Here is a 22789-nt window from a genome sequence, read left to right as displayed (position 1 = left end):
CGGCGCGGTGGAGCGGCGGACCGGCTCACCGGCAGCCCTGCGGGCCGGTCGGCTCCTCAGGCCGCGAGGCGCTGCGCCTCGGCGACCGCTTCGCCCAGGGTGTCCACCACGGGCACGCCGACTCCCTCAAGGCTCGCACGGCCGTGCGAGCCGCCGGTGTAGAGCACCGCGTGGGCCCCCGCGTGCCGGGCGGCCACCGCGTCGTCCGCGGCGTCCCCGATCACCACCGTGCGCGCCGGACGCACCGTGTCGGCCAGCGCGCCCAGGTGCCGCACCATGTGCTCCGCCTTGCTGCCGCCGGACGGCCCGGTCCGCCCGTCGACGCGTATGAAGTGCGCCTCGATCCCGAAGCCCCGCACCAGCGGGACCAGGTCCTCGTGCCCGTGCATGCTGAGGATCGACTGGCTGTGCCCGGCCGACGTCCATCCCGCGAGCAGCTCCGCCGCCCCCTCGGTGAGCCCGCAGCGGACCCGGTGCTCGGCGTAGTACCGGTGGAAGACCTCGTCCATGAGGTCCCATTCTGCGGCGGTGGGCAGCCGCCCCATCAGGCGCTCGTAGAACTTCGGTACCGGCACGCAGTACAGCGCGCGGTACCGCTCCAGTGTGATCGGCGCGAGACCGATCTCGGCGAACGCCGCGTTCGTCGCCGCGACCACCGCGTCGTTGTCGTGGAACAGCGTGCCGTTCCAGTCCCAGACGATGTGCGCCCCTGTCCGCGTCCCCATGCCGGAGAACGTACCCGTCGCCACTGACGATCAGGACCCCTCGTACGGTCCGACCAGGTTGGCGATCTCCTGCGTGGCGTACCAGAGCAGTTCGTGGTCCTCGGCGCCGTCCACGACGGACCGGGCGCCGTCGTCCCCGGCGTCCGCCGCCGCCAGCGCCACGGCGGCCGCGGTCACGTCCGCCTCGGCGTCGTCCGAGTCGACGTGCACGGCGGCGGCCCTGGCCAGCGGCACCGGCCCGGTCACCCGGACCTCGCCGGGCTCCGCGGGGTCCGGTCCCCGGCCGGGTCCGGCGCTCGCCGCGCCGTCCGGCACGTCCACGGCGACCACGGCCCGGCGGCGCGGCGCCTGCGGGTCCGCCGCGAGCAGCCGCAGCGAGGCCAGTGCGGCCTGGCCGAGCGCGGCGTACTCCAGTTCCTCCGTGTCGTCGGAGGCGTACCACTCGCGCAGGGCGGGCGTGACGGCGTAGGCGGCGAGCGGCCCGGCCCCCAGCTCCCCCGTCCTGTGCGCCTCGGCGAGACCGGGGAGGGTCAGGGGGACGTAGACGCGCATGGCTGGCCGCTTTCGTGGTCGGAGGGCTTCGCGGGCCCCGGGCGGGGCATCGCCGGGCGGACCGGCCACGGCGCGCCAGGACCACCCGGACGGCCTTCAGGATACGTGCGGGCGTCCCCTTTCGTGTCTCCACCGGTGCCCCGCAAGGCGTCCACACCGCGCCGCACGGTTCACCCCGGGTGCCACCCGCTCCCCCAGTTCCCGAAGGTCCCTGACATCCCGGCTCACTCTGATAGGTGAATTCACCGGCCGCCCGACCCGCGCCGCGTCCTCGTTGCCCGCCCCGATCCGGGTCACGTACAAGATCCCTGCGAGAAGTTACCGACTGGTACTGCGACTCCGGAGCCGACGCCGGCACCGCACGACCACAGCGGAACGACCACTCGCAAGACCACGTCACAGGACGAACTCTCCGCGGACCGACCGCCGGCGCGCAGCGCCGTCGGACCGCAGAACGGGGACCCATGAACAAGGTCATGACACGGGCACAGCGCCGTCCGGGCACCCGCCCGCCGGGCCGTCACGACGCCCGCCGCCCCGGTGGCGCCCCGCCCCGCACTCCCGGCGGGGGCACGGCCCGGACGACGAGCGGCGGCCGTCCGCCGGGCCCGGCACGCGACGGCGCCCCGGCGCGCACCGCCCCCGCCGACAACCGCCCGCCCACCGCGGCCCCCGCCGCCGCGCCCGGCACCGGCACGGCCCGCTCAGCGGCCACCATGGCGGCACCGGCCAGGCCGGCCGCCTCCGGGACGGCCGCGTCCTCGGCGGCCTCGCACCCCGTCACCACCGACCTGTTCGCCGACCGGCTCCTCGCCGTGCTCAGCGGGCAGCGGCCCGTGCACTGGATGCTCCGGCACACCGCGGGGCGCGCCTACGACGAACTGGCCCGGCTCGCCGAACGCGGCCCCCTGCGCGCCCGCGGCACCCGCCCCGTGGTGCGCGACATCGGCTACTTCGAGCCCCGTCCGGGCGCGATCGAGGTCTTCGCCCGCATCGGCGCCGGCGAGCAGTTGCGCGCGATGGCCTTCCGGCTGGAGCAGGGCCGCGACCTGCGCTGGCGCTGCACGGCGGTCGAGCTGGGCGGCTCGCGCGCGTCCCGCCCGCACGACGGCTGATCCACCACACGGGCCGGCACGCCCGAAGGACCGGACACGGACGAAGGACCAGGAACGCCCGAAGGGCCGGGCACCCGCTGCGGGGTGCCCGGCCCTTCGACGTCCCACCGCTCCTGACGGAGCGGCGGTCACTTCATCTGCGTCACTTCACGCCCGTCACTTCTTGCGGCGACGGCCGCCCGCCTTGGCCTGCTTGCGGCGCTCCGCGCGGGTGAGGCCGTCGGACTCGGAGCGGACCGGCTCGTCGTCGCTGGCGAACTCGCCCTCGACGACGCCGCCCTCGCCGTCCACGGTCGGCGCGGAGAAGTGCAGGTCGCGCCGCTGCGGCGCGTCCAGTCCCTTCGCCCGGATCTCCGGACGCGCGCCCGCCTGCGCCGGCACCGCGTCCTGCGGCGCCTTCTCCAGGGACGGCGCGGCGTCCTCGACCTCGACCTCCTCGACCTGCTGCTCGACCTGGACCTCCAGGTTGAACAGGTAGCCGACGGACTCCTCCTTGATGCCGTCCATCATCGCGGAGAACATGTCGAAGCCCTCGCGCTGGTACTCGACCAGCGGGTCCTTCTGCGCCATCGCGCGCAGGCCGATGCCCTCCTGGAGGTAGTCCATCTCGTAGAGGTGCTCGCGCCACTTGCGGTCCAGGACCGACAGCACCACCCGGCGCTCCAGCTCGCGCATGATCTCGGAGCCGAGCTGCGTCTCGCGGGCCTCGTACTGCTCGTGGATGTCGTCCTTGATGGACTCCGAGATGAACTCCGCCGTCAGACCCGCACGGTCGCCGGCCGCCTCCTCCAGCTCCTCGACGGTGACCTTCACCGGGTAGAGCTGCTTGAAGGCGCCCCACAGCCGGTCCAGGTCCCAGTCCTCGGGGAAGCCCTCGGCGGTCTCCGCGCCGACGTAGGCGTCGATGGTGTCGTCCATGAAGTGCTGCACCTGCTCGTGCAGGTCCTCGCCCTCCAGGACGCGGCGCCGCTCGCCGTAGATGACCTCGCGCTGGCGGTTGAGGACCTCGTCGTACTTCAGGACGTTCTTACGGGTCTCGAAGTTCTGCGTCTCGACCTGCGACTGGGCGGAGGCGATGGCCCGGGTGACCATCTTGTTCTCGATCGGCACGTCGTCGGGGACGTTGGCCATCGACATCACGCGCTCGACCATCTGGGCCTTGAACAGGCGCATCAGGTCGTCGCCGAGGGAGAGGTAGAAGCGGGACTCGCCCGGGTCGCCCTGACGGCCGGAGCGGCCGCGCAGCTGGTTGTCGATGCGGCGCGACTCGTGCCGCTCGGTGCCGAGCACGTAGAGGCCGCCGAGCTTCTCGACCTCCTCCTTCTCCGCCTTGACCGCTTCCTCGGCCTTCTCCAGGGCCGCGGGCAGGGCGGCGGCCCACTCCTCGATGTGCTCCTCGGGGTCGAGGCCGCGCTGGCGCAGCTCCGCCTCGGCGAGGTCCTCGGGGTTGCCGCCGAGCTTGATGTCCGTACCACGGCCGGCCATGTTGGTCGCCACCGTCACGGCGCCCTTGCGGCCGGCCTGGGCGACGATGGACGCCTCGCGTTCGTGCTGCTTGGCGTTGAGCACCTCGTGCTGGATGCCGCGCTTGCTGAGCTGCTGCGAGAGGTACTCGGACTTCTCGACCGAGGTGGTGCCGACCAGGATCGGCTGGCCCTTCTCGTGCTTCTCGGCGATGTCGTCGACGACCGCCTCGAACTTGGCGATCTCCGTGCGGTAGATCAGGTCCGACTGGTCCTTGCGGACCATCGGCCGGTTGGTCGGGATCGGGACGACGCCGAGCTTGTAGATCTGGTGGAACTCGGCGGCCTCGGTCATCGCCGTACCGGTCATGCCGGAGAGCTTGTTGTAGAGGCGGAAGAAGTTCTGCAGGGTGATCGTGGCGAGCGTCTGGTTCTCGTCCTTGATGTCCACCCCTTCCTTCGCCTCGATCGCCTGGTGCATGCCCTCGTTGTAGCGGCGGCCGGCGAGGATACGGCCGGTGTGCTCGTCGACGATCATGACCTCGCCGTCGATGACGACGTAGTCCTTGTCGCGCTTGAAGAGCTCCTTGGCCTTGATGGCGTTGTTCAGGTAGCCCACGAGGGGGGTGTTCACCGACTCGTAGAGGTTGTCGATGCCCAGCCAGTCCTCGACCTTGGAGACGCCGGACTCGTGGATGGCGACGGTGCGCTTCTTCTCGTCGACGTCGTAGTCGCCGGTCTCCTCGACGCCCTTGAGCGGGTTGCCCGCCTCGCCCTTCTTAAGGCGGGTGACCAGCTTGGCGAAGTCGCCGTACCACTTGGTGGCCTGGTCGGCCGGGCCGGAGATGATCAGCGGCGTACGGGCCTCGTCGACCAGGATCGAGTCGACCTCGTCGACGACGGCGAAGTTGTGCCCGCGCTGCACCAGCTCGTCCTTCGACCAGGCCATGTTGTCGCGCAGGTAGTCGAAGCCGAACTCGTTGTTGGTGCCGTAGGTGATGTCGCAGGCGTACTGCTCGCGGCGCTGGGCCGGCGTCATGTTGGCGAGGATGCAGCCGACGTCCAGGCCCAGGAACTTGTGCACCCGGCCCATCATCTCGGAGTCGCGCTCGGCCAGGTAGTCGTTGACCGTGACGATGTGGACGCCGTCGCCGGAGAGTGCGTTGAGGTACGCGGGCAGGGTGCCTACGAGCGTCTTGCCCTCACCGGTCTTCATCTCGGCGACGTACCCCAGGTGGAGGGCGGCGCCGCCCATCAGCTGCACGTCGTAGTGCCGCTGGCCGAGTACGCGCTTGGCGGCCTCGCGCACGGTGGCGAACGCCTCCGGCAGCAGATCGTCCAGGCTCTCGCCGTCGGCGTACCGCTGCTTGTACTCGTCGGTGAGGGCCCGCAGCTCGGCGTCGGAGAGGTCGACGAAGTCCTCTTCGATGGAGTTGACCTGGCCCGCGATGCGGTGCAGCTTGCGCAGGATCTTGCCTTCGCCTGCACGCATGATCTTCGAGAGGACGGACACGGGGGTTGGTCTCCTTGCCGGTCGGGCCTGGGACGGTCGGTTTCCATTTGACTTGACTGAGCAACGGCCATCGTATGCGAGGACCCCGCCACGCCGGGAGGGCCTGCCGCGACGGCACGCGTCCACTGCTACGCATCGCCTGCAAAGGGGACAACGGCCGAGGGCCGTGGATGGTGCCGCGACCGGGCGACGAATTGCGCGAATTGTGATCACCCGCTCACGCGTCGCGAAAGGATGGCGGCGATCCGTGGCCGCCGAGCAGAATCGACCGATGGACCCCGTCACGCTCACCACCGACCGCCTGCTTCTGCGCACCGTCGGCCCGCGGGACAGCGACGCGGTGCACGCCGCGGCGCAGGACCCCGTGATCCATCGCTGGATCCCCCGGCTGCCCTCCCCCTACCTCCACGAGCACGCGCGTGCCTTCACGCGGCGGATCGTTCCGGAGGGCTGGGCGAACGACTCGATGTTCACCTTCGGCCTCTTCCTGCCCGAGGGGGACCTGGCCGGCATGCTCGGCCTCTCCATGCGCGGGCCGGCCGAGGCCGAGATCGGCTACTGGGGCACGAAGGAGCACCGCGGCAACGGCTACGTCACCGAAGCCGCGGCGGCCGCGTCCCGCTGGGCCTTCACCGAGCTGCGCGTGGACCGCGTGGAGTGGCGGGCCGAGGCCGGCAACCACGCCTCCCGCGCGGTCGCCGAACGGGTCGGCTTCACCGTGGAGGGCACCCTGCGCTCCGCGCTGGACAACAGAGGGGTGCGACGCGACTGCTGGGTGGGGTCCCTGCTGCCGTCCGACCTGGGTCTGCCGTCGACCGCGCCCTACCTGCCGACTCCCTCGTGACCGTCCTCCCCACCGATATCCGCAGGCGGGCACCGGCTGTCGGTGCCACCGCCTATCGTGCTCAGCCATGACCTCGCTCCCGCGCCCCACCATCGAGCTCTCCGCGGACGAAGCCCGCCGGATCGCCCTGCGCGCACAGGGCTTCCTCGGCGCTCCCGACCGGCGTTCCGGCGTCCGGGGCGTCCTGCGCCACCTCGGCGCGGTCCAGCTCGACACCATCTCGGTCCTCGCCCGCTCGCACGAGCTGATCCCCTACGCGCGTCTCGGCGCTCTCGGCCGCAAGACGGTCGAGAGCGCCTACTGGACGGACGCCCACGCCTTCGAGTACTGGTCGCACGCCGCCTGCCTCCTCCCCATCGAGGAGTGGCCGCACTTCGCCTTCCGCCGCCGCGCCTACCGCGACCGCCCGCACTGGAACCACGAGCTGCCCGACGGCGCCTACGACCAGGTCGTCAAGCAGTTGCGCGCCGAAGGCCCGCTGACCGCCACCGAGCTGGGCGGCGCCAAGAGGACCAGCGACTGGTGGGACTGGTCCGGCGCCAAGGTCGCCGTCGAGCGCGCCCTGATGTACGGCGAGGTCGTCTGCGTCGAGCGCCGCGGCTGGAAGCGGGTGTACGACCTCGCCGAGCGCGCGGTCCCCGCGGCCCTGCTGCACGACGAGCTGGACGACGCCGAGTGCCTGCGCCGGCTGGTCCGGCTGGCCGGCCGGTCCCTCGGCGTGGGCACACGCGCGGACATCGCCGACTACCACCGCCTCAAGGGCGAGCAGGTCGACGCGGTGATAGGGGACTCGGGCCTGGTCCCGGTCACGGTGCAGGGCTGGTCCCGGCCGGCCTGGGCCGACCCGGCCGCCCTGGCGACGCCCCCGCGCGGTCGGCACCGCACCACGCTCCTGTCGCCCTTCGACTCCCTGGTCTGGGAGCGGGCGCGCACCGAGCGGATCTTCGGCTTCACCCACCGTCTGGAGGCCTACGTCCCCAAGCCCAAGCGGGTGTACGGCTACTTCGCGATGCCGGTGCTCGCCGGGGGCCGCCTGGTCGGCCGCGTCGACCCCGCCCGCGAGGGCCGCACGCTCGTGGCCAGGCAGGTCACCCTCGACGGCGCCGGCTCCGTGCCCGCCGTCGCCCAGGCGCTCATCGAGGCGGCGAGCTGGGTGGACTGCACGGACGTACGCATCGAACGGGTGGACGCGCCCGAACTGCGCGAACCGCTCGCCCGGGAACTCGCCCGCTCCCTCGGCTGAGGGTCAGCGGATCTCGAGGATCTTCTCCCGCATCGCGTAGACGACCGCCTCCATCCTGGAGTGCAGCTGCAGTTTCTCCAGGATGTTGCGGACATGGTTCTTCACCGTGTTCTCGGAGATGAACAGTTCCTTGGCGATGTCCCGGTTGTTCATACCGGTGGCGACGAGCTTGAGGACCTCGAGCTCCCGGTCGGTCAGCCGGGGGGCGGGGACGAGCCGGCGCTCGTCGGTGCGCTGGATCATCGACTTGAACTCGGTGAGCAGCTTCGACGCCATGGACGGGCTGATCTGCGACTGGCCGTCGGCCACCGCCCGGATGGCGGTGGCCACCTCGTCCGTGGAGATCTCCTTGAGGAGGTACCCGGTCGCACCGGCCTTGATGGCGTCGTAGAGGTCTGCCTCCTCGTCGCTGATCGTCAGCATGATGATCTTCGCGCTGGGGGCGACCTCCTTGATGGAGGTGCACGCCTCGATCCCGCCCCGCCGGGGCATCCGGACGTCCATCAGCACGATGTCGGGCAGCAGGTCTGCGGCCTTGTCGACGGCCTCGGCGCCGTCGCCCGCCTCACCGACGACCTGGATGTCCTCCTCGGCGGCGAGCACGATCTCCAGGCCGCGGCGGAAGAGGGCGTGGTCGTCGACGACGAGGACCCTGATCGGCTCCTCGCGCGACGCGCCCGTGTCCGGGCCCGTGCCGGCGGCGCCGCCGTCGGCACCCTCGTCCCGCAGCGGTCCGAAGCTGTCCGTCATCGTTGTTCCTCCCCCTGAGGCTGTGGCCGGGTGTGCGGTGCCGTGGCCAACCCAAGGCAGCGGCCCACCGGTTGGACCGTTGCGGCCATGATTCCATGTCCGGCCGACACTGCGGTGACCAAGCGGGGCGCGAAGGGGTCGCACACCGGTGCCCCTGGGGGCGCACACGCGCTCCAGGGGCACCGGCTCGACCGTCGGCCGGGTGGGTCAGCCGCCCAGGGTGCCGCCCGCCTCGGGAGAGTTCTCCTGAGCGACCATCGTGTCGGTCCTGAGGTGGATCACGCCGTAGTCGTAGGCGTGCCGCCGGTAGACGACGCTGGGTTCCTTCGTCTCGGAGTCGACGAACAGGTAGAAGTCGTGCCCGACCAGCTCCATCTCGTACAGGGCCTGGTCGAGGGTCATCGGAGAGGCGACATGCGTCTTCTCGCGGACGACGAGAGGTCCGTCCCCCTGCACCTCCAGCGATCCCACCTTCTTGGTGGGCACCTGCCCGGCTTCCTCGTCCGCGAGCAGGCCGTTGCCGTTCAGCGTCGCCGCGCCCGGGACGTGGTCGGCCACCTCGGCCGCCGGGATCCGGCGCGCGCCGCGGCGCGAGAAACGCTTGTCGTGCTGCTTGCGCAGCCGGGCGCCCAGCTTCTCCGCCGCCATGTCGAGCGCCGCGTACGGATCGCTGGCCGCCGCCTCCGCCCGGATCACCGGTCCCCGGGAGCGGAGCGTGATCTCCACCCGGTCGCTCCGGTCGGCCTGTCGGGGGTTGGGCTCCTTGGACACCTCGACGTCGAGGCTGATCACCTTGCCGTCGAGCTTCTGGATCTTCTCCAGGTTCAGCTTCTCGGCCACGTGCTTGCGGAACCGCTCGGGCACCTCGGTCTTGCGGCCCTTGACGACGATGTCCACGCAGAACTCCGTTCCCGGATCGCTCCGCTGCGACGGCGGAGCGTCTCCCTTTCGCACCCGGTTCCGGTGACGCCCGGAACCTCGGACTCGGTGACGTCCACCTCCTCCTCCCCCGTGGGCGAGATCTCCACCCTGCCGGTACGGGTGATTGCGGAAAATCAGCGAACCCGCGAACCGCAAAACCCGCAGCACGGCAATCCGATATGACGGGAGCGGCCTGCGCCTTTCCCTCACAACCGAACATATCTCGCCCGGACGGATGACGTCACCCTCTACTGCGGCGTACCTCCGTTCAGGTCAATTGACCTTCTCATTGCCTGCAACGACGCAAGTTCACAGTCAGTTCCGGTTCTTTTCGAAAGAATCCGGCGACGACGCCACGACAGCCGCGCAGATCACTTCGCCGGCTCCGTACGCACCCGCCTTTTCCGGTGCGTCATACTCCGGGTTCCCCTCCTCGCGCCGTGTTCCCGACTTCCGTTCCCCCATCCCTTCCCGGGTCGGCGCTTCGTACACGGCCTTCCGCACCGCCCGCGCCGCCTCCGCCAGCGATGCGCCCGTCGTCATCAGGTCGTCGACCAGCACCACCGGCCCCGCCACCAGCAGGCGGACTCCGCCCGCCGCCACCCGGAGCGCGCCGGCGAGGTTCTCCCGCCGCTGCCGGGAATCCAGCCCCGCCTGGTCGGCCACGGCGCGCCGCTGCCGCAGGACCGCCGGCGCCCGGGCGGGCGTCCCGGACCGGCGCAGCTCGGCCGCCGCCGCGAGCGCGATCCGTCTGGCCGGATCATGTCCACGGGCGCGCACGGCACGCCGCGAGGACGGCACGGCCACCAGCAGCACGGGCTCCGCGCCACCGTGCCCGGCGTGCCCGAGCCCCGCGCGCACGGCGCCCGCCAGAGCCGCGCCCAGCGGGGCGGCGAGGGCCAGCGCACCGCGTTCCTTGTGGGCGAGGATGGCCGCCCGCACCTCGTCCGCGTACGGAGCCGCCGCGTGCACGGCGGGCAGGCCCGGCGGCTGTGGCACGGGCCGCACCCGGCGCGGCGCGGAGCCGCCGAGGACGGCACGGCACTGGGGGCAGAGCACCGTGCGCGGTCTGCCGCAGCCTCCGCACTCGGCCGGCACCACCAGGTCGGTGAGGTCCCGCCACCACCCGCGCATGACACCACTGTGCCAAGCCCGCCCCGGCCCGGCCACCCCTGTGGACAACGGTGGACGACACGGGACGGGCCGCTGTGGACAACGGTGGACGACACGGGACCAGCCCCTGTGGACGACTCCTCCCGCTCCACCCGCTCCTCACTCTCACGAGTGACGGGACGAGTGTGCCGGGGACCGGTGCCCGGGCCGCCGCGCGGACCGGCCCGTCAGCCGGGATAGACCGGCGCCGCCCCCTCCTTGACCACCTTCTGCCACTGTGCCCCGGCCGGCATCCGGACGATGCCGTCCGCCGAGTACGCCACCAGCGGCAGCCGGTCGTCCTCGGACGCCGCGATCGCCTTCACCCCGGTGAGCGCGGCGGGCGCCGGCCCCTCCGGCGTGGAGCCGTCCACCTGGACGTACCGCACGGTCTGCACGCCCCCCTGCTCCTGACCGGCCACCACGAGCCGGCTGTCGCCCGCCCACGACATGGTGGTGACGTCCTCCAGCTCGGGCGCCGCGGACCGCAGGTCGAGCACCGACACCACCGGCCGCTCCCCGCTCCGCTCGTCACGTTCGATCCGCCCGATGAGCAGTGCCTTGTTGCCGTCCTCGTGCTCCACGTTCAGCGCGATCCGCACCCCGTCGGCGGCCACCCGCACCGCGACGATGCGCCCGTCCAGGCCGGGGACCCGCACCTCCAGCGGCCGGCCCGAGCCCCGCTCGAGCACCTTCAGCCGCGGCCGGTCCGGATCGCGGTCGGCCACCCACAGATCGCCGCGCGCGTCCCAGCTCGGCGCCGTCAGCCGGTCGTCCTCGGTCGCGCCCCGGCTCTGCAGCACGGGGTCGCCGAGCGCGCCGCCCGTCACCATCGAGCCGACGAACAGCGACTTGCTGTCGTAGCCGACCCCGGCGGCGGTGTGCTCGTCCCACGACACCGCCGCGGAGCTGAGCTTCTGGATGCCCTCGCCCAGCGCGCCCGGCACCGGTTCGGCGCTCGTCCCGGCGCTGCCGCCGGCGATCCGCACCAGCCGCCGCTTGTCGTCGAGGAAGTACAGGTACTCGGGCCGCTTCGCCGACCCGCGCGCGGCGACGGTCTGCGCCCGGTCCTCGCCGAGCGTGCACAGCGTGCTCCCGTCGGCCCGCTGCAACGCCACCGAGTCCACGGTCGGGGTCAGGCTCTGCAGCGTGAACAGCAGCTGGGTCGCCATCTCCGAGCACCTGGCACGGCCGACCTGGGACGCCTTCTCGTTCAGCGGCACGGTCAGCCGGTTCTGGTCGTCGGGCGTCAGTGCCGTCACGCCCTTGCGCAGCGCGGTACCGGTCGGGAAGCTCGACCTGACCACCCGCCGCAGCCACCGGGTGGGCCCGTCGAGGACGGAGCGCACCATCTGCGTCATCGCGTCCACCCGCCGGCGCACGAAGACCGGGTCGGCGACGGCCGTCGCCGGCGTCCCCGCCGTCCAGGTGTTGGAGGCGAAGTAGTACTTGTCGACGGACATGTAGTTGCGCTGGAAGTCCGACTGCCCCATGACGACGCCCTGCGGCAGCGCGTCGATGCGCCACTGCCCCGTCTTCCGGTCCCGGGTCAGGTGCACCGGCTGGCCGTAGCGGCCGGCGAGCGGTGTGTACGACTGCTCCTTGTCCACCTGGGCCATCTTGCTGCCGGTCAGGGTGAACGCGTAGTCGTTGGTGACCTCGCGCCCCGGCGCGCGTTCGAACTCGATGTCCGGTCCGTTGGCGAGCACCGTCGTGGACGCCTCGGGCTGCCACTTCCGCGAGGCCGCGTCGGTCAGATACTGGCGCGCCGTCGCGTACGTCGGATCGTCGCTGGTCAGCGACTCCAGGAAACCCTGCACGATCTCCTGCGGCGGGGCGTCCTCCCGGGGCGGCATGGCGAACACGCGTACCTCGGTGTCCTGCCGGGGAGTGGACTCCACGTCCCGCAGGTCCCCGCTGTCGGGCATCGAGGCGCACCCGGCCAGCAGGACCGCCCCACAGGCGGCGTACGCCACCGCGCGCACCGGCCGACGCCGCGCGCCCCCCTCGCGCTCAGCGCCCACGAAATGCCTCCCCTGGCTGCTTCACGTCCCGCGGCCCGGCACCCTCCGGGTCCGCGGAGCCCGCGCTCCGGTCGTCCGCCGTCTCCGTGCCGGGCACGGTGTCCTGCCGTCGCCCGCCCGAGGCGGGCCGGGGCACCACGCGCGCGCCGTTGCCGGGCAGCGCCGTCGGGTCGGCCGTGGGAGCCGCCGCGGCCGGCCGGGCCGCTATCGGATCCCGGCCCGGCACCGTCGTCCGGTCACCGGTCGCCTGCACCGGCACGGTGGCCCGCTTCGCGTCGCCGCCCGGCGGGCCGGCGTCGTCGGGGCCCCGGTTGCGGCGCGAGTCCTTGGGTTCGAGCGGGATGGGCGAGCCCCGCAGCGGCTCGTCCGCCGTCCTGGGCATCGTCAGCCGGAACTGCGAGCCGCCGCCCGGCTCGCCCCACGCCTGCAGCCAGCCGCCGTGCAGCCGGGCGTCCTCCAGGGCGATCGACAGCCCCAGGCCCGTACCACCGGTGGTCCGGGCGCGTGCCGGGTCGGCGCGCCAGAAGCGGCTGAAGACCCGGGTCGCCTCGCCCGGCTTGAGCCCGACGCCGTAGTCGCGGACCGCGACCGCGACCGCACCGCCCGCCGCGGCGAGCTTGACGACGACGTCGCGGCCCTCGCCGTGCTCGACGGCGTTGACGACGAGATTGCGCAGGACGCGCTCCACGCGCCGCGCGTCGGCCTCCGCGACGACGGGCTGCTGGTCGCCGACGACGCGTATCCGGGTGCCCTTGCGCTCGGCGAGCGGCGCCGCGCCGCTGACCACCCGCCGAACGACCTCGCGCAGGTCGATCGGCTCGGCGTCCAGCGCCGCCGCGCCCGCGTCGAAGCGGCTGATCTCCAGCAGGTCCGCCAGCAGCGACTCGAACCGGTCCACCTGGTCGAGCAGCAGCTCCGCCGAGCGCGCGGTGACCGGGTCGAAGTCCTCGCGCGCCTCGTGGATGACGTCGGCGGCCATCCGCACGGTCGTCAGCGGCGTACGCAGCTCGTGCGAGACGTCCGAGACGAACCGGCGCTGCATCCGCGAGAGCTCCTCCAGTTGCTGGATCTTCAGCTGGAGGTTCTGCGCCATCTTGTTGAAGGCCTCGCCGAGCCGTGCGATGTCGTCCTCGCCGGTGACCTTCATCCGTTCCTGGAGGCGTCCGGCCGACAGCCGCTCGGCGATCCCGGCCGCCATCCGCACCGGCGTGACGACCTGCCGCACCACCAGCCAGGCGATGGCTCCGAGCAGCACGACGACGAACAGGCCCGCCGTCGCCAGGGTCCCCTTGACCAGGCTCAGCGACTTCTCCTCCTGGCTGAGCGGGAAGAGGTAGTACAGCTGGTAGGGGTCGCCGTTGGGGTCGTTGACCTGCTTGCCGATGACCAGGGCCGGCTGCGGCTTCTTGTCGGTGTCCTTGTAGACGATGCGGGTGTAGCTCTGCGCGGCGGTCACGCTGGCGCTGAGCCGGGCCCGCAGGTTCTCGGGGACGCTCGCGGTCGGGTCCACCCGGCCGGAGGCACGCGGGCCGCGCCCGCCGGCGCCGTCGTCGCCGGTGGGGAGCGTGACGACGTCGAACGCGCCCTGGCCGCCGCTGGACAGCGACGACACCAGCTCGCTCATCCACGAGATGAGGTTCTGGGAGGCACGGCCGTCACCGGGCGTGCCGTCGTCGCCGGTGCCGGTCGCGGCCTCGTCGGCCTTCTGCTTGGCCACCGCGAACCCGCCGGTGGCCTGGCTCTGCGACGCCTTCACCTTGGCGTCCAGCAGCCCGTTGCGGACCTGGCCGATCACCACGAAGCCCAGCAGCAGCACCACGCCCAGCGACATCAGCAACGTGGTGGCGACGACCTTGAGCTGGATGTTGCGCCGCCACAGCCGCATGACCGGCAGCAGCGGCCGGCGCACCCAGCGTATGAGCAGCCGCAGGACCGGGCTGCCCTGCACGCCTCCGTTCAGCAGCCCGCCCTCCAGGAGGCGACCCCAGCGGGAGCCCGCGCGGGTCCGGCCGACAGGCCGCTCCACGCCGGCTCCGGACCGTCCGGACGCCGAAGCGGCACTGTCCCCCGACATGTCAGCTCGGCCCGGCCTTGTAGCCGACACCGCGGACGGTCACCACGATCTCCGGCTTCTCCGGGTCCTTCTCCACCTTGGAGCGCAGCCGCTGCACATGGACGTTGACCAGGCGCGTGTCGGCCGCGTGCCGGTAGCCCCACACCTGCTCGAGGAGCACCTCGCGGGTGAACACCTGCCACGGCTTGCGGGCCAGCGCCACCAGCAGGTCGAACTCCAGCGGGGTCAGCGCGATCGACTGCCCGTCCCGCTTCACGGAGTGACCGGCCACGTCGATGACCAGGTCGCCGATGGCGAGCTGCTCCGGCGCGGGCTCCTCCGACCTGCGCAGCCGTGCCCGGATACGGGCCACCAGCTCCTTCGGCTTGAACGGCTTCACGATGTAGTCGTCGGCGCCGGACTCCAGGCCCACGACGACGTCGACCGTGTCGCTCTTGGCCGTCAGCATCACGATCGGCACGCCGGACTCCGCCCGGATCAGGCGGCACACCTCGATGCCGTCCCGGCCGGGCAGCATCAGGTCCAGCAGCACCAGGTCCGGCTTGGCCTCCCGGAAAGCGGCCAGCGCCTTGTCGCCGTCGGCTACGAAAGACGGCTCGAAACCCTCGCCACGGAGCACGATTCCGAGCATCTCGGCCAGTGCGGTGTCGTCGTCGACGACAAGGACTCGTCCCTTCATAAACGACATCATCCCATTCTCGTAACGGTGGCGAAGATCCAGGTGAGGCAGCTCACTGGCCTGTGACGATAGCCGCACGCCACCGTCACTGTCTGCCCGCACCCGGAGAACCGGGACCGAAGCGGGTACGGGGACGGGGAGAAGAGGGACGGGAAGCCGCTCGCGCGCGAGGGCCGCGGGCGCCAGGGCCCGCCCTCGCCTTCCCGTCCTCACCGTCCCGTCATCGCCCGGAGGGCGGCCCCGCGTCGTCCGGTGCCCGCCCCGGGAGTCCCCCTGCTCGAAGAGCGCGGGGACTCCCGGGGCGGAAGTCCTCGCACCACCGGACGTACTCGGGCTTTCGCCCGGTGCGGCGGACGGTGGTCCCCTGCTCGAAGAGCTCGGGCGGAGCGTACCGGACGCCGCGGGACGGATACGACTCCGCCGACAGTCCCCACGAGTGCCGCGGCAGGCGGTGCTCGTCCGTCGAGGAGCGTCGTCCGGTGCGTGCTCTTCGGTGGTGCCCCCTGCTCGAAGAGCTGGGGGGAGTGCCCGCCGGAAGCCTCGCACCGGACGTACTCGGGCTTTCGGCAGGTGCGACGAGTGGGGAGTCCCCCTGCTCGGAAAGGTCAGGAAAGGCGTGCCGGACGTCGCGACGGGGCGAGCGTCGCCTGTCGCCGCACTAGCCGCCCGTGGCCGGCCGGGAGCGCGCGCACAGCTCGGCGAGCCCCTTGCCGGTCACCGGCGAGACCGTGCCCTCCTCGGTGACGATCGCGGTCACCAGTTCGGGCGGGGTCACGTCGAACGCCGGGTTGTAGGCCTGCGTGCCCAGCGGTGCCACCGGGATGCCACCGCCGGCCCCCGTCACCGGGGCCTGGGGGGCGATGAGCTCGGTCACCTCGTAACCGGGCCGCTGCTCGACCTCGATGGACGCCGCGTCCGAGGTGTCCAGGTCCACCGTCGTCACCGGGGCGACCACGACGAACGGCACGTGGTGGTAGCGCGCGAGCACCGCCAGCGGATACGTGCCCACCTTGTTCGCCACCGATCCGTCCGCCGCGATGCGGTCCGCGCCGACCAGCACCGCGTCCACCTCGCCGGCCGCGAACAGCGAACCGGCCGCGTTGTCGGTGAGCAGGGTGTACGCCAGGTCGTTGCGGGCCGCCTCGTACGCCGTCAGGCGCGCGCCCTGGAACAGCGGCCGGGTCTCGTCCACCCACAGGCGGCGCAGCCGCCCCGCACGGTGCGCGGCGAGCGCCACCGCGAACGCCGTGCCCTCACCGCCCGACACCAGCGACCCGGTGTTGCAGTGGGTCAGGACGCGGTGGCCGCCGCCGGGCAGCAGCTCGTCCAGCAGCGCCAGCCCGTGCTCGGCCATCCGCGCGCTGGCCCGGGCGTCCTCCTGGTGCAACTGCCGCGCCGCCGCCAGCGCCGCCGCGGCCGCCTGCCGGGAGTCCCCGGTCCGGGCGAGCGCGGCCCGGTGGGCGGACCGCGCCCGCCGCACGCCGACGGACAGGTTCACCGCGGTGGGCCGGGCGCCGGCGAGCGCGGCGGCGGCGTCGTCCACGTCGAAGCCCCGGGCGGCGGCGAGCGCGACGCCGTACGCCCCGGCGATGCCGAGCAACGGCGCACCGCGCACGGCCAGCGTCCGGATCGCCTCCACCAGCGCGGGCGCGTCCGTGCACACCAGCTCGACCTCCTCCGCCGGCAGCCGGGTCTGGTCGAGGAGGACCACGACCGGGCCCTCGGGCGGCTCCTCCCAGCGAATGGCCGGCGACCCCGCCGGCCGGTTGTCCTCAAGGGTCTGCGCGTACTGATCAGCCATGTCGTCAGTCTTCCCCGGATCCACCTGACAAATGAAGCGGCGCAGCCCCTACCGCGGCCGGTCACCCGAAGACCACCCCATGGCACGATGGCAGCCAACCTGCCGCCGCGACCGCGGACGGGCACCGTGAAGGAGCGACGATGAACGACACTCCGGGCTGGGCCTCGCCCGGATCCGCCCCCTCCGACGGCCAGGAACCCGGCGCGACCGCACCTGCCGACGCCGCCGGCCGCCCCGGTCCCGCGCAGCCCGCGGAGCAGCCGGGCGCGCAGCCGCAGGGTCCCGGCGTGAAGTGGTCCAAGGAGCAGCCGCCGGCCGGCCAGTGGTCCGCGCCCACCGGGCCCCCCGCCCCCGGCCACACCCCGCCGCCGCCTCCCCCCGGTTCCGGCTGGGGCGCCCCGCCCCCCGCCGGCGGAACCCACGGCGGCCACCGCCCGCCCGGCCCCGGAGGCCCCGGGGGCTACCGCGGTCCCGGCTACGGCGGTCCTGCTTACGGCGGCTGGGGAGGCGGCTGGGGCGGGCCCCCGCCCGCCGCGAAGCCCGGCGTCATACCGCTGCGCCCGCTCGGTCTGGGCGAGATCCTCGACGGCGCCGTGTCGACCATGCGCACCCACTGGCGCACGGTCCTGGGCGTCTCCCTGGTCGTCGCGGTCGTCACCCAGGTCGTCCTGATCCTGGTGCAGCGCCTGGCCCTCGCCGACGCCACCACCAGCGTGCTCGACGACCCGAACCCCTCCCCCGACGACGTGTTCCGCGCCATGGGCGACGCCCTGCTCGGCTACGCCGTCCTGCTCCTGGTCTCCCTGGTCGGCACCGTCCTGGCCACCGCGCTGCTCACCACGGTCACCAGCCGCGCGGTGCTCGGCAGGCCGGTCACCGTCGGCGAGGCCTGGCGGGACGCCCGCCCCCAGGTGCTCAAACTCTTCGGCCTGATCCTGACGCTGCTGCTCATCGGCTTCGGCGTCTTCGGCGTGGGCCTGCTGCCCGGCATTCTCGTCGCCGTGTCGGGATCGCCCTTCGGGGGCACCGCGCTCGCCGTCCTGGGCGGCCTGGGCGCCACGGTGGTCGCCGTGTGGCTGGGAGTCCGCTTCTCCCTGGCCTCGCCCGCCCTGATGCTCGAGAAGCAGGGCATCAGGAAGGCGATGAGCCGCTCGACCAAGCTCGTCAGCGGCTCCTGGTGGCGGATCTTCGGCATCCAGCTGCTGGCCGCCGTCATCGGCGCCGTCGTCTCCGCGGTCATCGTCATCCCCTTCAGCATCGTCGCCGTGGCGGTCGGTGACGACGGCGTCTCCGGACTGCTCGACGGCACCGGCACCCTCAGCTGGTCGTACCTCGTCATCAGCGGGATCGGCTCGGTGATCGGCTCCATGATCAAGTTCCCGATCACGGCGGGCGTCACCGTGCTCCTCTACATCGACCAGCGCATCCGCCGCGAGGCCCTCGACCTCGAACTGGCCCGCGCCGCGGGCGTCCCGGGCCACGGCCCCGGCGCACCCGCCTCGGGGAGCTGATGCCGTGAGCCTGCCGGGGGGAGTTCTCACAGCGCTGTCCGCGCTCCCAGGCGCGGCACGAGGAGCCGCACGACCGCGGCCGCACGCCGCCGCCCTCCTGGCGCGGCCGGGAACCGACGGGGAACCGCCCGTCACCCTCCCGCGCGACCCCGCGCGGGAGGCGGCCCGGCGCGAACTGTCCAAGCGGATGTACCACGAGAACGACCCCGGCCCGCTGCAACGCGCCCTCGACCACTTCTGGGACTGGATCGACGGACTCCTCGGTTCCGCCTCGGCCGCGACACCGGGCGGAACCGTCGGCCTCGTCGTCGTCATCGCGGCCGTCCTCGCGGTGGCGGTCGCCCTGTGGTGGCGCCTGGGCACCCCCCGCCGCGAGCCCGCCTCCGCCGCCGCCCTGTTCGACGACCGCCCCCGCAGCGCCGCCGACCACCGCGCCGCCGCGGAGGCGCACGCCGCCCAGGGCCACTGGAACCAGGCCGTCCAGGAACGCATGCGCGGCATCGTCCGCTCACTGGAGGAACGCGCCCTCCTCGACACCCGGCCCGGCCGTACCGCCGACGAGGCCGCCGCGGAGGCCGGCCGCACCCTGCCCGCCCACGCCGACGGGCTCCGCGCCGCCGCCCGGGACTTCGACGACGTCATTTACGGCGGCCGCAGCGCCACCGAGCAGTCGTACCAGCGCATCACCGAACTCGACCGCGACCTGGCACACGCGAAACCCCGGCTCGCCGGCAGCGAGGAGCACACGCCCGCCCACACCCGCCAGGGAGCCGCCGGATGACCGCCCAGAGCGCCCCGGAGGCCCCGCCCGCCACCTCCTCCGCGACGCCCAGCGTCCGCCGGGCATGGCCCCGTACACGGGGCGTCCTCCTCGCGATCGTGCTCCTGCTCGCGGCGGCCGTCGCCATCGCCGCCCTCCGCTCCGGCGACCAGCACGGCCGCCTCGACCCTCGCTCCGCCGACCCCCACGGCAGTCGCGCCGTCGCCGCCCTCCTCACCGAGCGAGGCGTGTCCACACGAGTGGTCACCACCCTCGACCAGGCCCGAGCCGCCGCCGGCCCCGACACCACCCTGCTGGTCGCCGTCCCCGACCTGCTGACCGACGGCCAGCAGGCCCGGCTGCACACGGCGACCGCCGGCGGCGGACGCACCGTCCTCGTCTCCCCCGGCCCCCCTTCCCTCGGCCGGCTCGCCCCCGGCGTCACCGCCGACCCAGCGCCGAGCCTCGACACCGCCCTCGCCCCCGAGTGCCCCCTGCCCGCCGCGCGCCGCGCGGGCACCGCGGAAACCGGCGGCTACCTCCGCTACTCCACCACCGCCCGCGCCGCCGACTCCTGCTACCCCAGCGACGGCCGGCCCACCCTGGTGCGCGTACCGCGGACCACCGGGGGCGGCGACACCGTCGTCCTCGGCGCGCCCGACGTCCTCTACAACAACCGTCTCGACAAGCAGGGCAACGCCTCGCTCGCCCTCCAGTTGCTCGGCTCCCGCCCCCATCTGGTCTGGTACCTCCCCTCGCTCGCCGACGACTCCGCCCCCGACCCCGGCCGGCGCGACTTCTTCGACCTGCTCCCCTCCGGCTGGCTCTGGGGAACCCTGCAACTCTTCATCGCCGCCGCCCTGGCCGCCCTGTGGCGGGCACGCCGGTTCGGCCCCCTGGTGCTCGAAAAACTCCCCGTCGCGATCCGCGCCTCGGAAACCGTCGAAGGCCGCGCCCGCCTCTACCGCAAGGTGAACGCCCGCGACCGCGCCGCCGCCGCTCTCCGCTCCACCACCCGCACCCGCCTGGCTCCCCTCGTGGGCGTCCCCGACACCCAGGCACACACGCCCGAGTCCCTGCTCCCCGCGCTCTCCGCCCACCTCGACGGCGAGGCCGAGCCCCCGCACGACCTCCTCTTCGGCCCGCCGCCCGGCGACGACGCGGCCCTCGTCTCCCTCGCCGACCGACTCGACGCCCTCGAAAGAGAGGTACGCCGTCCATGATGGACCCGACCACTGACACCGCCGGGCGCACCGGGGACGCGGCCACCGCCCGTTCCTCCCTGGAAGCCCTGCGCGCCGAGATCGCCAAGGCCGTGGTCGGCCAGGACCCCGCCGTGACCGGACTCGTCGTCGCCCTGCTCTGCCGCGGTCACGTCCTGCTCGAAGGCGTCCCCGGGGTCGCCAAGACCCTCCTGGTCCGCACCCTCGCCGCCGCCCTCGAACTCGACACCAAACGCGTCCAGTTCACCCCCGACCTCATGCCGAGCGACGTCACCGGCTCCCTGGTCTACGACGCCCGCACCGCCGCGTTCTCCTTCCAGCCCGGCCCCGTCTTCACCAACCTCCTCCTCGCCGACGAGATCAACCGCACCCCGCCCAAGACCCAGTCGTCGCTGTTGGAGGCCATGGAGGAACGCCAGGTCACCGTCGACGGCACCCCGCGCCCGCTCCCCGAGCCCTTCCTGGTCATCGCGACCCAGAACCCGGTCGAGTACGAGGGCACCTACCCCCTCCCCGAGGCGCAGCTGGACCGCTTCCTCATCAAGCTGACCATCCCGCTGCCCTCCCGCCGGGACGAGATCGACGTCCTCACCCGCCATGCCGCCGGCTTCGACCCGCGCGACCTCCGCTCCGCCGGGGTGCGCCCCGTCGCCGGCCCCGCCGACCTCGAGGCCGCCCGCGACGCGATCGCCAGGACCACCGTCTCCCCCGAGATCGCCGCCTACGTCGTCGACATCTGCCGCGCCACCCGCGAGTCCCCGTCCCTCACCCTCGGCGTCTCCCCACGCGGAGCGACGGCCCTGCTGTCGACCGCCCGCGCATGGGCCTGGCTGACCGGCCGCGACTACGTCATCCCCGACGACGTCAAGGCGCTGGCCCTGCCCACGCTGCGGCACCGCGTGCAACTGCGCCCCGAGGCCGAGATGGAAGGCGTGACCACCGACTCGGTGATCAACGCGGTCCTCGCGAACGTGCCGGTCCCCCGCTGATGGCCCTCACCGGACGCGCCGCCCTCCTCGCGGCCCTCGGCTCCCTCCCCGTCGGCATCTGGGACGCCGGCTGGACGGGCATCCTCGCCGTCAACGCCCCGCTGGCCTTCGCCTGCGCCTGCGACTACGCCCTCGCTGCCCCGGTACACCGTCTCGGCCTGGCCCGCTCCGGCGACACCTCAGTGCGCCTGGGCGAAGCGGCCGACGTCACCCTCACGGTCGCCAACCCCGCCCGCCGCCCGCTGCGCGCCCAGCTACGTGACGCCTGGCCGCCCAGCGGTTGGCAGCCCGGCACGGAGACGGCGGCCTCCCGCCATCGGCTCACCGTGCCGCCCGGCGAACGACGCCGCGTGACCACCCGGCTGCGGCCCACCCGGCGAGGCGACCGCGAGGCGGACCGCGTCACCGTCCGCTCCTACGGCCCCCTCGGCCTCGTCTCCCGCCAGGGCACGCACAGGGTCCCCTGGACGGTGCGCGTGCTGCCGCCGTTCACCAGCCGCAAGCACCTGCCGTCGAAACTCACCAGACTGCGGGAGCTCGACGGCCGCACCAGCCTGCTCACCCGCGGCGAGGGCACCGAATTCGACAGTCTGCGCGAATACGTGCCGGGCGACGACACCCGTTCCATCGACTGGCGGGCCACCGCCCGCCAGTCGGCGGTGGCCGTGCGCACCTGGCGTCCCGAACGCGATCGGCACATCCTCGTGGTCCTCGACACCGGCCGCACCTCCGCCGGTCGTGTGGGCGACGTGCCCCGCCTGGACGCCTCGATGGACGCCGCCCTTCTCCTCGCGGCCCTCGCCTCACGCGCCGGCGACCGCGTCGGCCTGCTCGCCTACGACCGCCGGGTACGCGCCTCCGTCCAGGGTCGCGCCGCCGGTCACCTCCTTCCGGCGCTGGTCAACGCCATGGCCACCCTGGAACCGGAACTCGTCGAGACGGACGCCCGGGGCCTCACGGCCACCGCACTGCGTACGGCGCCACGCCGCTCTTTGATAGTCCTGCTCACCAGTCTGGACGCCGCTCCGGTCGAGGAGGGCCTGCTGCCGGTACTGCCGCAACTCACCCAGCGCCACACGGTGCTGGTCGCCTCGGTGGCGGACCCCCATGTGGCTCGCATGGCCGGGGCCCGAGGGAATGTGGAGGCCGTCTACGAGGCCGCGGCGGCGGCCCGGTCGCAGGTCGAGCGCCGGCGCACCGCCGAACAGCTCCGTCGTCACGGGGTCACGGTCGTCGACGCGACACCGGAGGACCTGGCGCCGGCACTCGCGGACGCGTATCTCGCTCTGAAAGCAGCCGGTCGGCTCTGATTTCGGGGGCGCGAGCCCCCGCGGCCTCGGGCCCGGGCCCCTGAAACGCAGAAAACCCCGCACCATAAGGTGCGGGGTTTTCCTCAAAATTTGTTCGGCGGTGTCCTACTCTCCCACAGGGTCCCCCCTGCAGTACCATC

At 73.2% G+C, this 22789-nt stretch carries 18 protein-coding genes; 8 read left to right on the top strand and 10 right to left on the bottom strand.

What is annotated here, in order from left to right:
* Positions 1-56 precede the first annotated feature (56 nt).
* Entirely contained in the window at positions 57-725 is a 669-nt protein-coding gene (locus tag ACF061_RS32275; protein ID WP_392270548.1) for an HAD family hydrolase, read from the bottom strand.
* 30 nt (positions 726-755) lie between these two features.
* On the bottom strand, positions 756-1277 hold the full coding sequence (locus ACF061_RS32270) for a DUF6912 family protein (RefSeq protein WP_392270547.1): 522 nt from the start codon (positions 1275-1277) through the stop codon (positions 756-758).
* Positions 1278-1741: 464 nt separating this feature from the next.
* On the opposite strand from ACF061_RS32270, the gene ACF061_RS32265 reads away from it, so the two are divergent.
* Positions 1742-2392 carry an Rv3235 family protein gene (locus ACF061_RS32265; protein ID WP_392270546.1) on the top strand — a complete coding sequence of 217 codons (651 nt, stop codon included), beginning with the start codon at positions 1742-1744 and terminating at the stop codon, positions 2390-2392.
* A 156-nt stretch (positions 2393-2548) separates the two neighbouring features.
* Here the strand turns inward: ACF061_RS32265 and secA are convergent, their stop codons facing one another.
* Positions 2549-5368 carry a preprotein translocase subunit SecA gene (gene secA, locus ACF061_RS32260; protein ID WP_392270545.1) on the bottom strand — a complete coding sequence of 940 codons (2820 nt, stop codon included), beginning with the start codon at positions 5366-5368 and terminating at the stop codon, positions 2549-2551.
* A gap of 271 nt (positions 5369-5639) precedes the next feature.
* Here secA and ACF061_RS32255 point away from each other — a divergent pair, with 271 nt between their 5' ends.
* Together ACF061_RS32255 and ACF061_RS32250 are read left to right on the top strand one after the other, a co-directional pair.
* On the top strand, positions 5640-6212 hold the full coding sequence (locus ACF061_RS32255) for a GNAT family N-acetyltransferase (RefSeq protein WP_392270544.1): 573 nt from the start codon (positions 5640-5642) through the stop codon (positions 6210-6212).
* Between the two features lie 67 nt (positions 6213-6279).
* Positions 6280-7455, top strand: a complete 1176-nt coding sequence (locus tag ACF061_RS32250) for a winged helix-turn-helix domain-containing protein (RefSeq protein WP_392270543.1) — start codon at positions 6280-6282, stop codon at positions 7453-7455.
* Between the two features lie 3 nt (positions 7456-7458).
* On the opposite strand, the gene ACF061_RS32245 is transcribed toward ACF061_RS32250, so the two are convergent.
* The 7 genes from ACF061_RS32245 to mtnA all read right to left on the bottom strand — a co-directional run bounded on the left by ACF061_RS32245 (position 7459) and on the right by mtnA (position 16856).
* A complete protein-coding gene (locus ACF061_RS32245) occupies positions 7459-8205 on the bottom strand; it encodes a response regulator (protein WP_392270542.1) in 747 nt (248 codons plus the stop codon).
* A 207-nt stretch (positions 8206-8412) separates the two neighbouring features.
* The gene (gene hpf / locus ACF061_RS32240; RefSeq protein WP_392270541.1) at positions 8413-9102 is read right to left on the bottom strand and encodes a ribosome hibernation-promoting factor, HPF/YfiA family; all 690 of its coding nucleotides are present in this window, start codon (positions 9100-9102) and stop codon (positions 8413-8415) included.
* Between the two features lie 339 nt (positions 9103-9441).
* Complete coding sequence (locus tag ACF061_RS32235; RefSeq protein ID WP_392270540.1) at positions 9442-10260, bottom strand: ComF family protein; 819 nt, start codon at positions 10258-10260, stop codon at positions 9442-9444.
* 206 nt (positions 10261-10466) lie between these two features.
* Entirely contained in the window at positions 10467-12302 is a 1836-nt protein-coding gene (locus tag ACF061_RS32230; RefSeq protein WP_392270539.1) for an LpqB family beta-propeller domain-containing protein, read from the bottom strand.
* Positions 12292-14376: an MtrAB system histidine kinase MtrB gene (mtrB, locus tag ACF061_RS32225; RefSeq protein WP_392270538.1), complete on the bottom strand. Its 2085-nt coding sequence runs from the start codon at positions 14374-14376 to the stop codon at positions 12292-12294. The genes ACF061_RS32230 and mtrB overlap by 11 nt, the downstream gene beginning before the upstream one ends.
* A 1-nt stretch (position 14377) precedes the next feature.
* Positions 14378-15067, bottom strand: coding sequence for a two-component system response regulator MtrA (gene mtrA, locus ACF061_RS32220; RefSeq protein WP_009188938.1), 690 nt, complete (start codon positions 15065-15067; stop codon positions 14378-14380).
* 646 nt (positions 15068-15713) lie between these two features.
* On the bottom strand, positions 15714-16856 hold the full coding sequence (gene mtnA / locus ACF061_RS32215) for an S-methyl-5-thioribose-1-phosphate isomerase (protein ID WP_392270537.1): 1143 nt from the start codon (positions 16854-16856) through the stop codon (positions 15714-15716).
* Positions 16857-16996: 140 nt separating this feature from the next.
* On the opposite strand from mtnA, the gene ACF061_RS32210 reads away from it, so the two are divergent.
* From ACF061_RS32210 to ACF061_RS32190, 5 genes are read left to right on the top strand one after another with little or no spacing between them, the layout of a single operon-like run.
* Positions 16997-18367, top strand: a complete 1371-nt coding sequence (locus tag ACF061_RS32210; RefSeq protein ID WP_392270536.1) for a glycerophosphoryl diester phosphodiesterase membrane domain-containing protein — start codon at positions 16997-16999, stop codon at positions 18365-18367.
* Positions 18368-18371: 4 nt separating this feature from the next.
* Positions 18372-19148 carry a DUF4129 domain-containing protein gene (locus tag ACF061_RS32205; RefSeq protein ID WP_392270535.1) on the top strand — a complete coding sequence of 259 codons (777 nt, stop codon included), beginning with the start codon at positions 18372-18374 and terminating at the stop codon, positions 19146-19148.
* Positions 19145-20350 (top strand): DUF4350 domain-containing protein, encoded by a 1206-nt coding sequence (locus tag ACF061_RS32200; RefSeq protein ID WP_392270534.1) that lies wholly within the window; start codon positions 19145-19147, stop codon positions 20348-20350. Before ACF061_RS32205 ends, ACF061_RS32200 begins: the two co-directional genes overlap by 4 nt.
* A complete protein-coding gene (locus ACF061_RS32195; RefSeq protein WP_392270628.1) occupies positions 20350-21339 on the top strand; it encodes an AAA family ATPase in 990 nt (329 codons plus the stop codon). Before ACF061_RS32200 ends, ACF061_RS32195 begins: the two co-directional genes overlap by 1 nt.
* Positions 21339-22649, top strand: coding sequence for a DUF58 domain-containing protein (locus ACF061_RS32190; protein WP_392270533.1), 1311 nt, complete (start codon positions 21339-21341; stop codon positions 22647-22649). Before ACF061_RS32195 ends, ACF061_RS32190 begins: the two co-directional genes overlap by 1 nt.
* The last annotated feature ends 140 nt before the right edge of the window (positions 22650-22789 follow it).

This window comes from Streptomyces sp. NPDC015220 (assembly GCF_043079345.1).
Taxonomy (GTDB): Bacteria; Actinomycetota; Actinomycetes; order Streptomycetales; family Streptomycetaceae; genus Streptomyces.
This window is presented reverse-complemented; position numbering and strand designations above follow the sequence as displayed.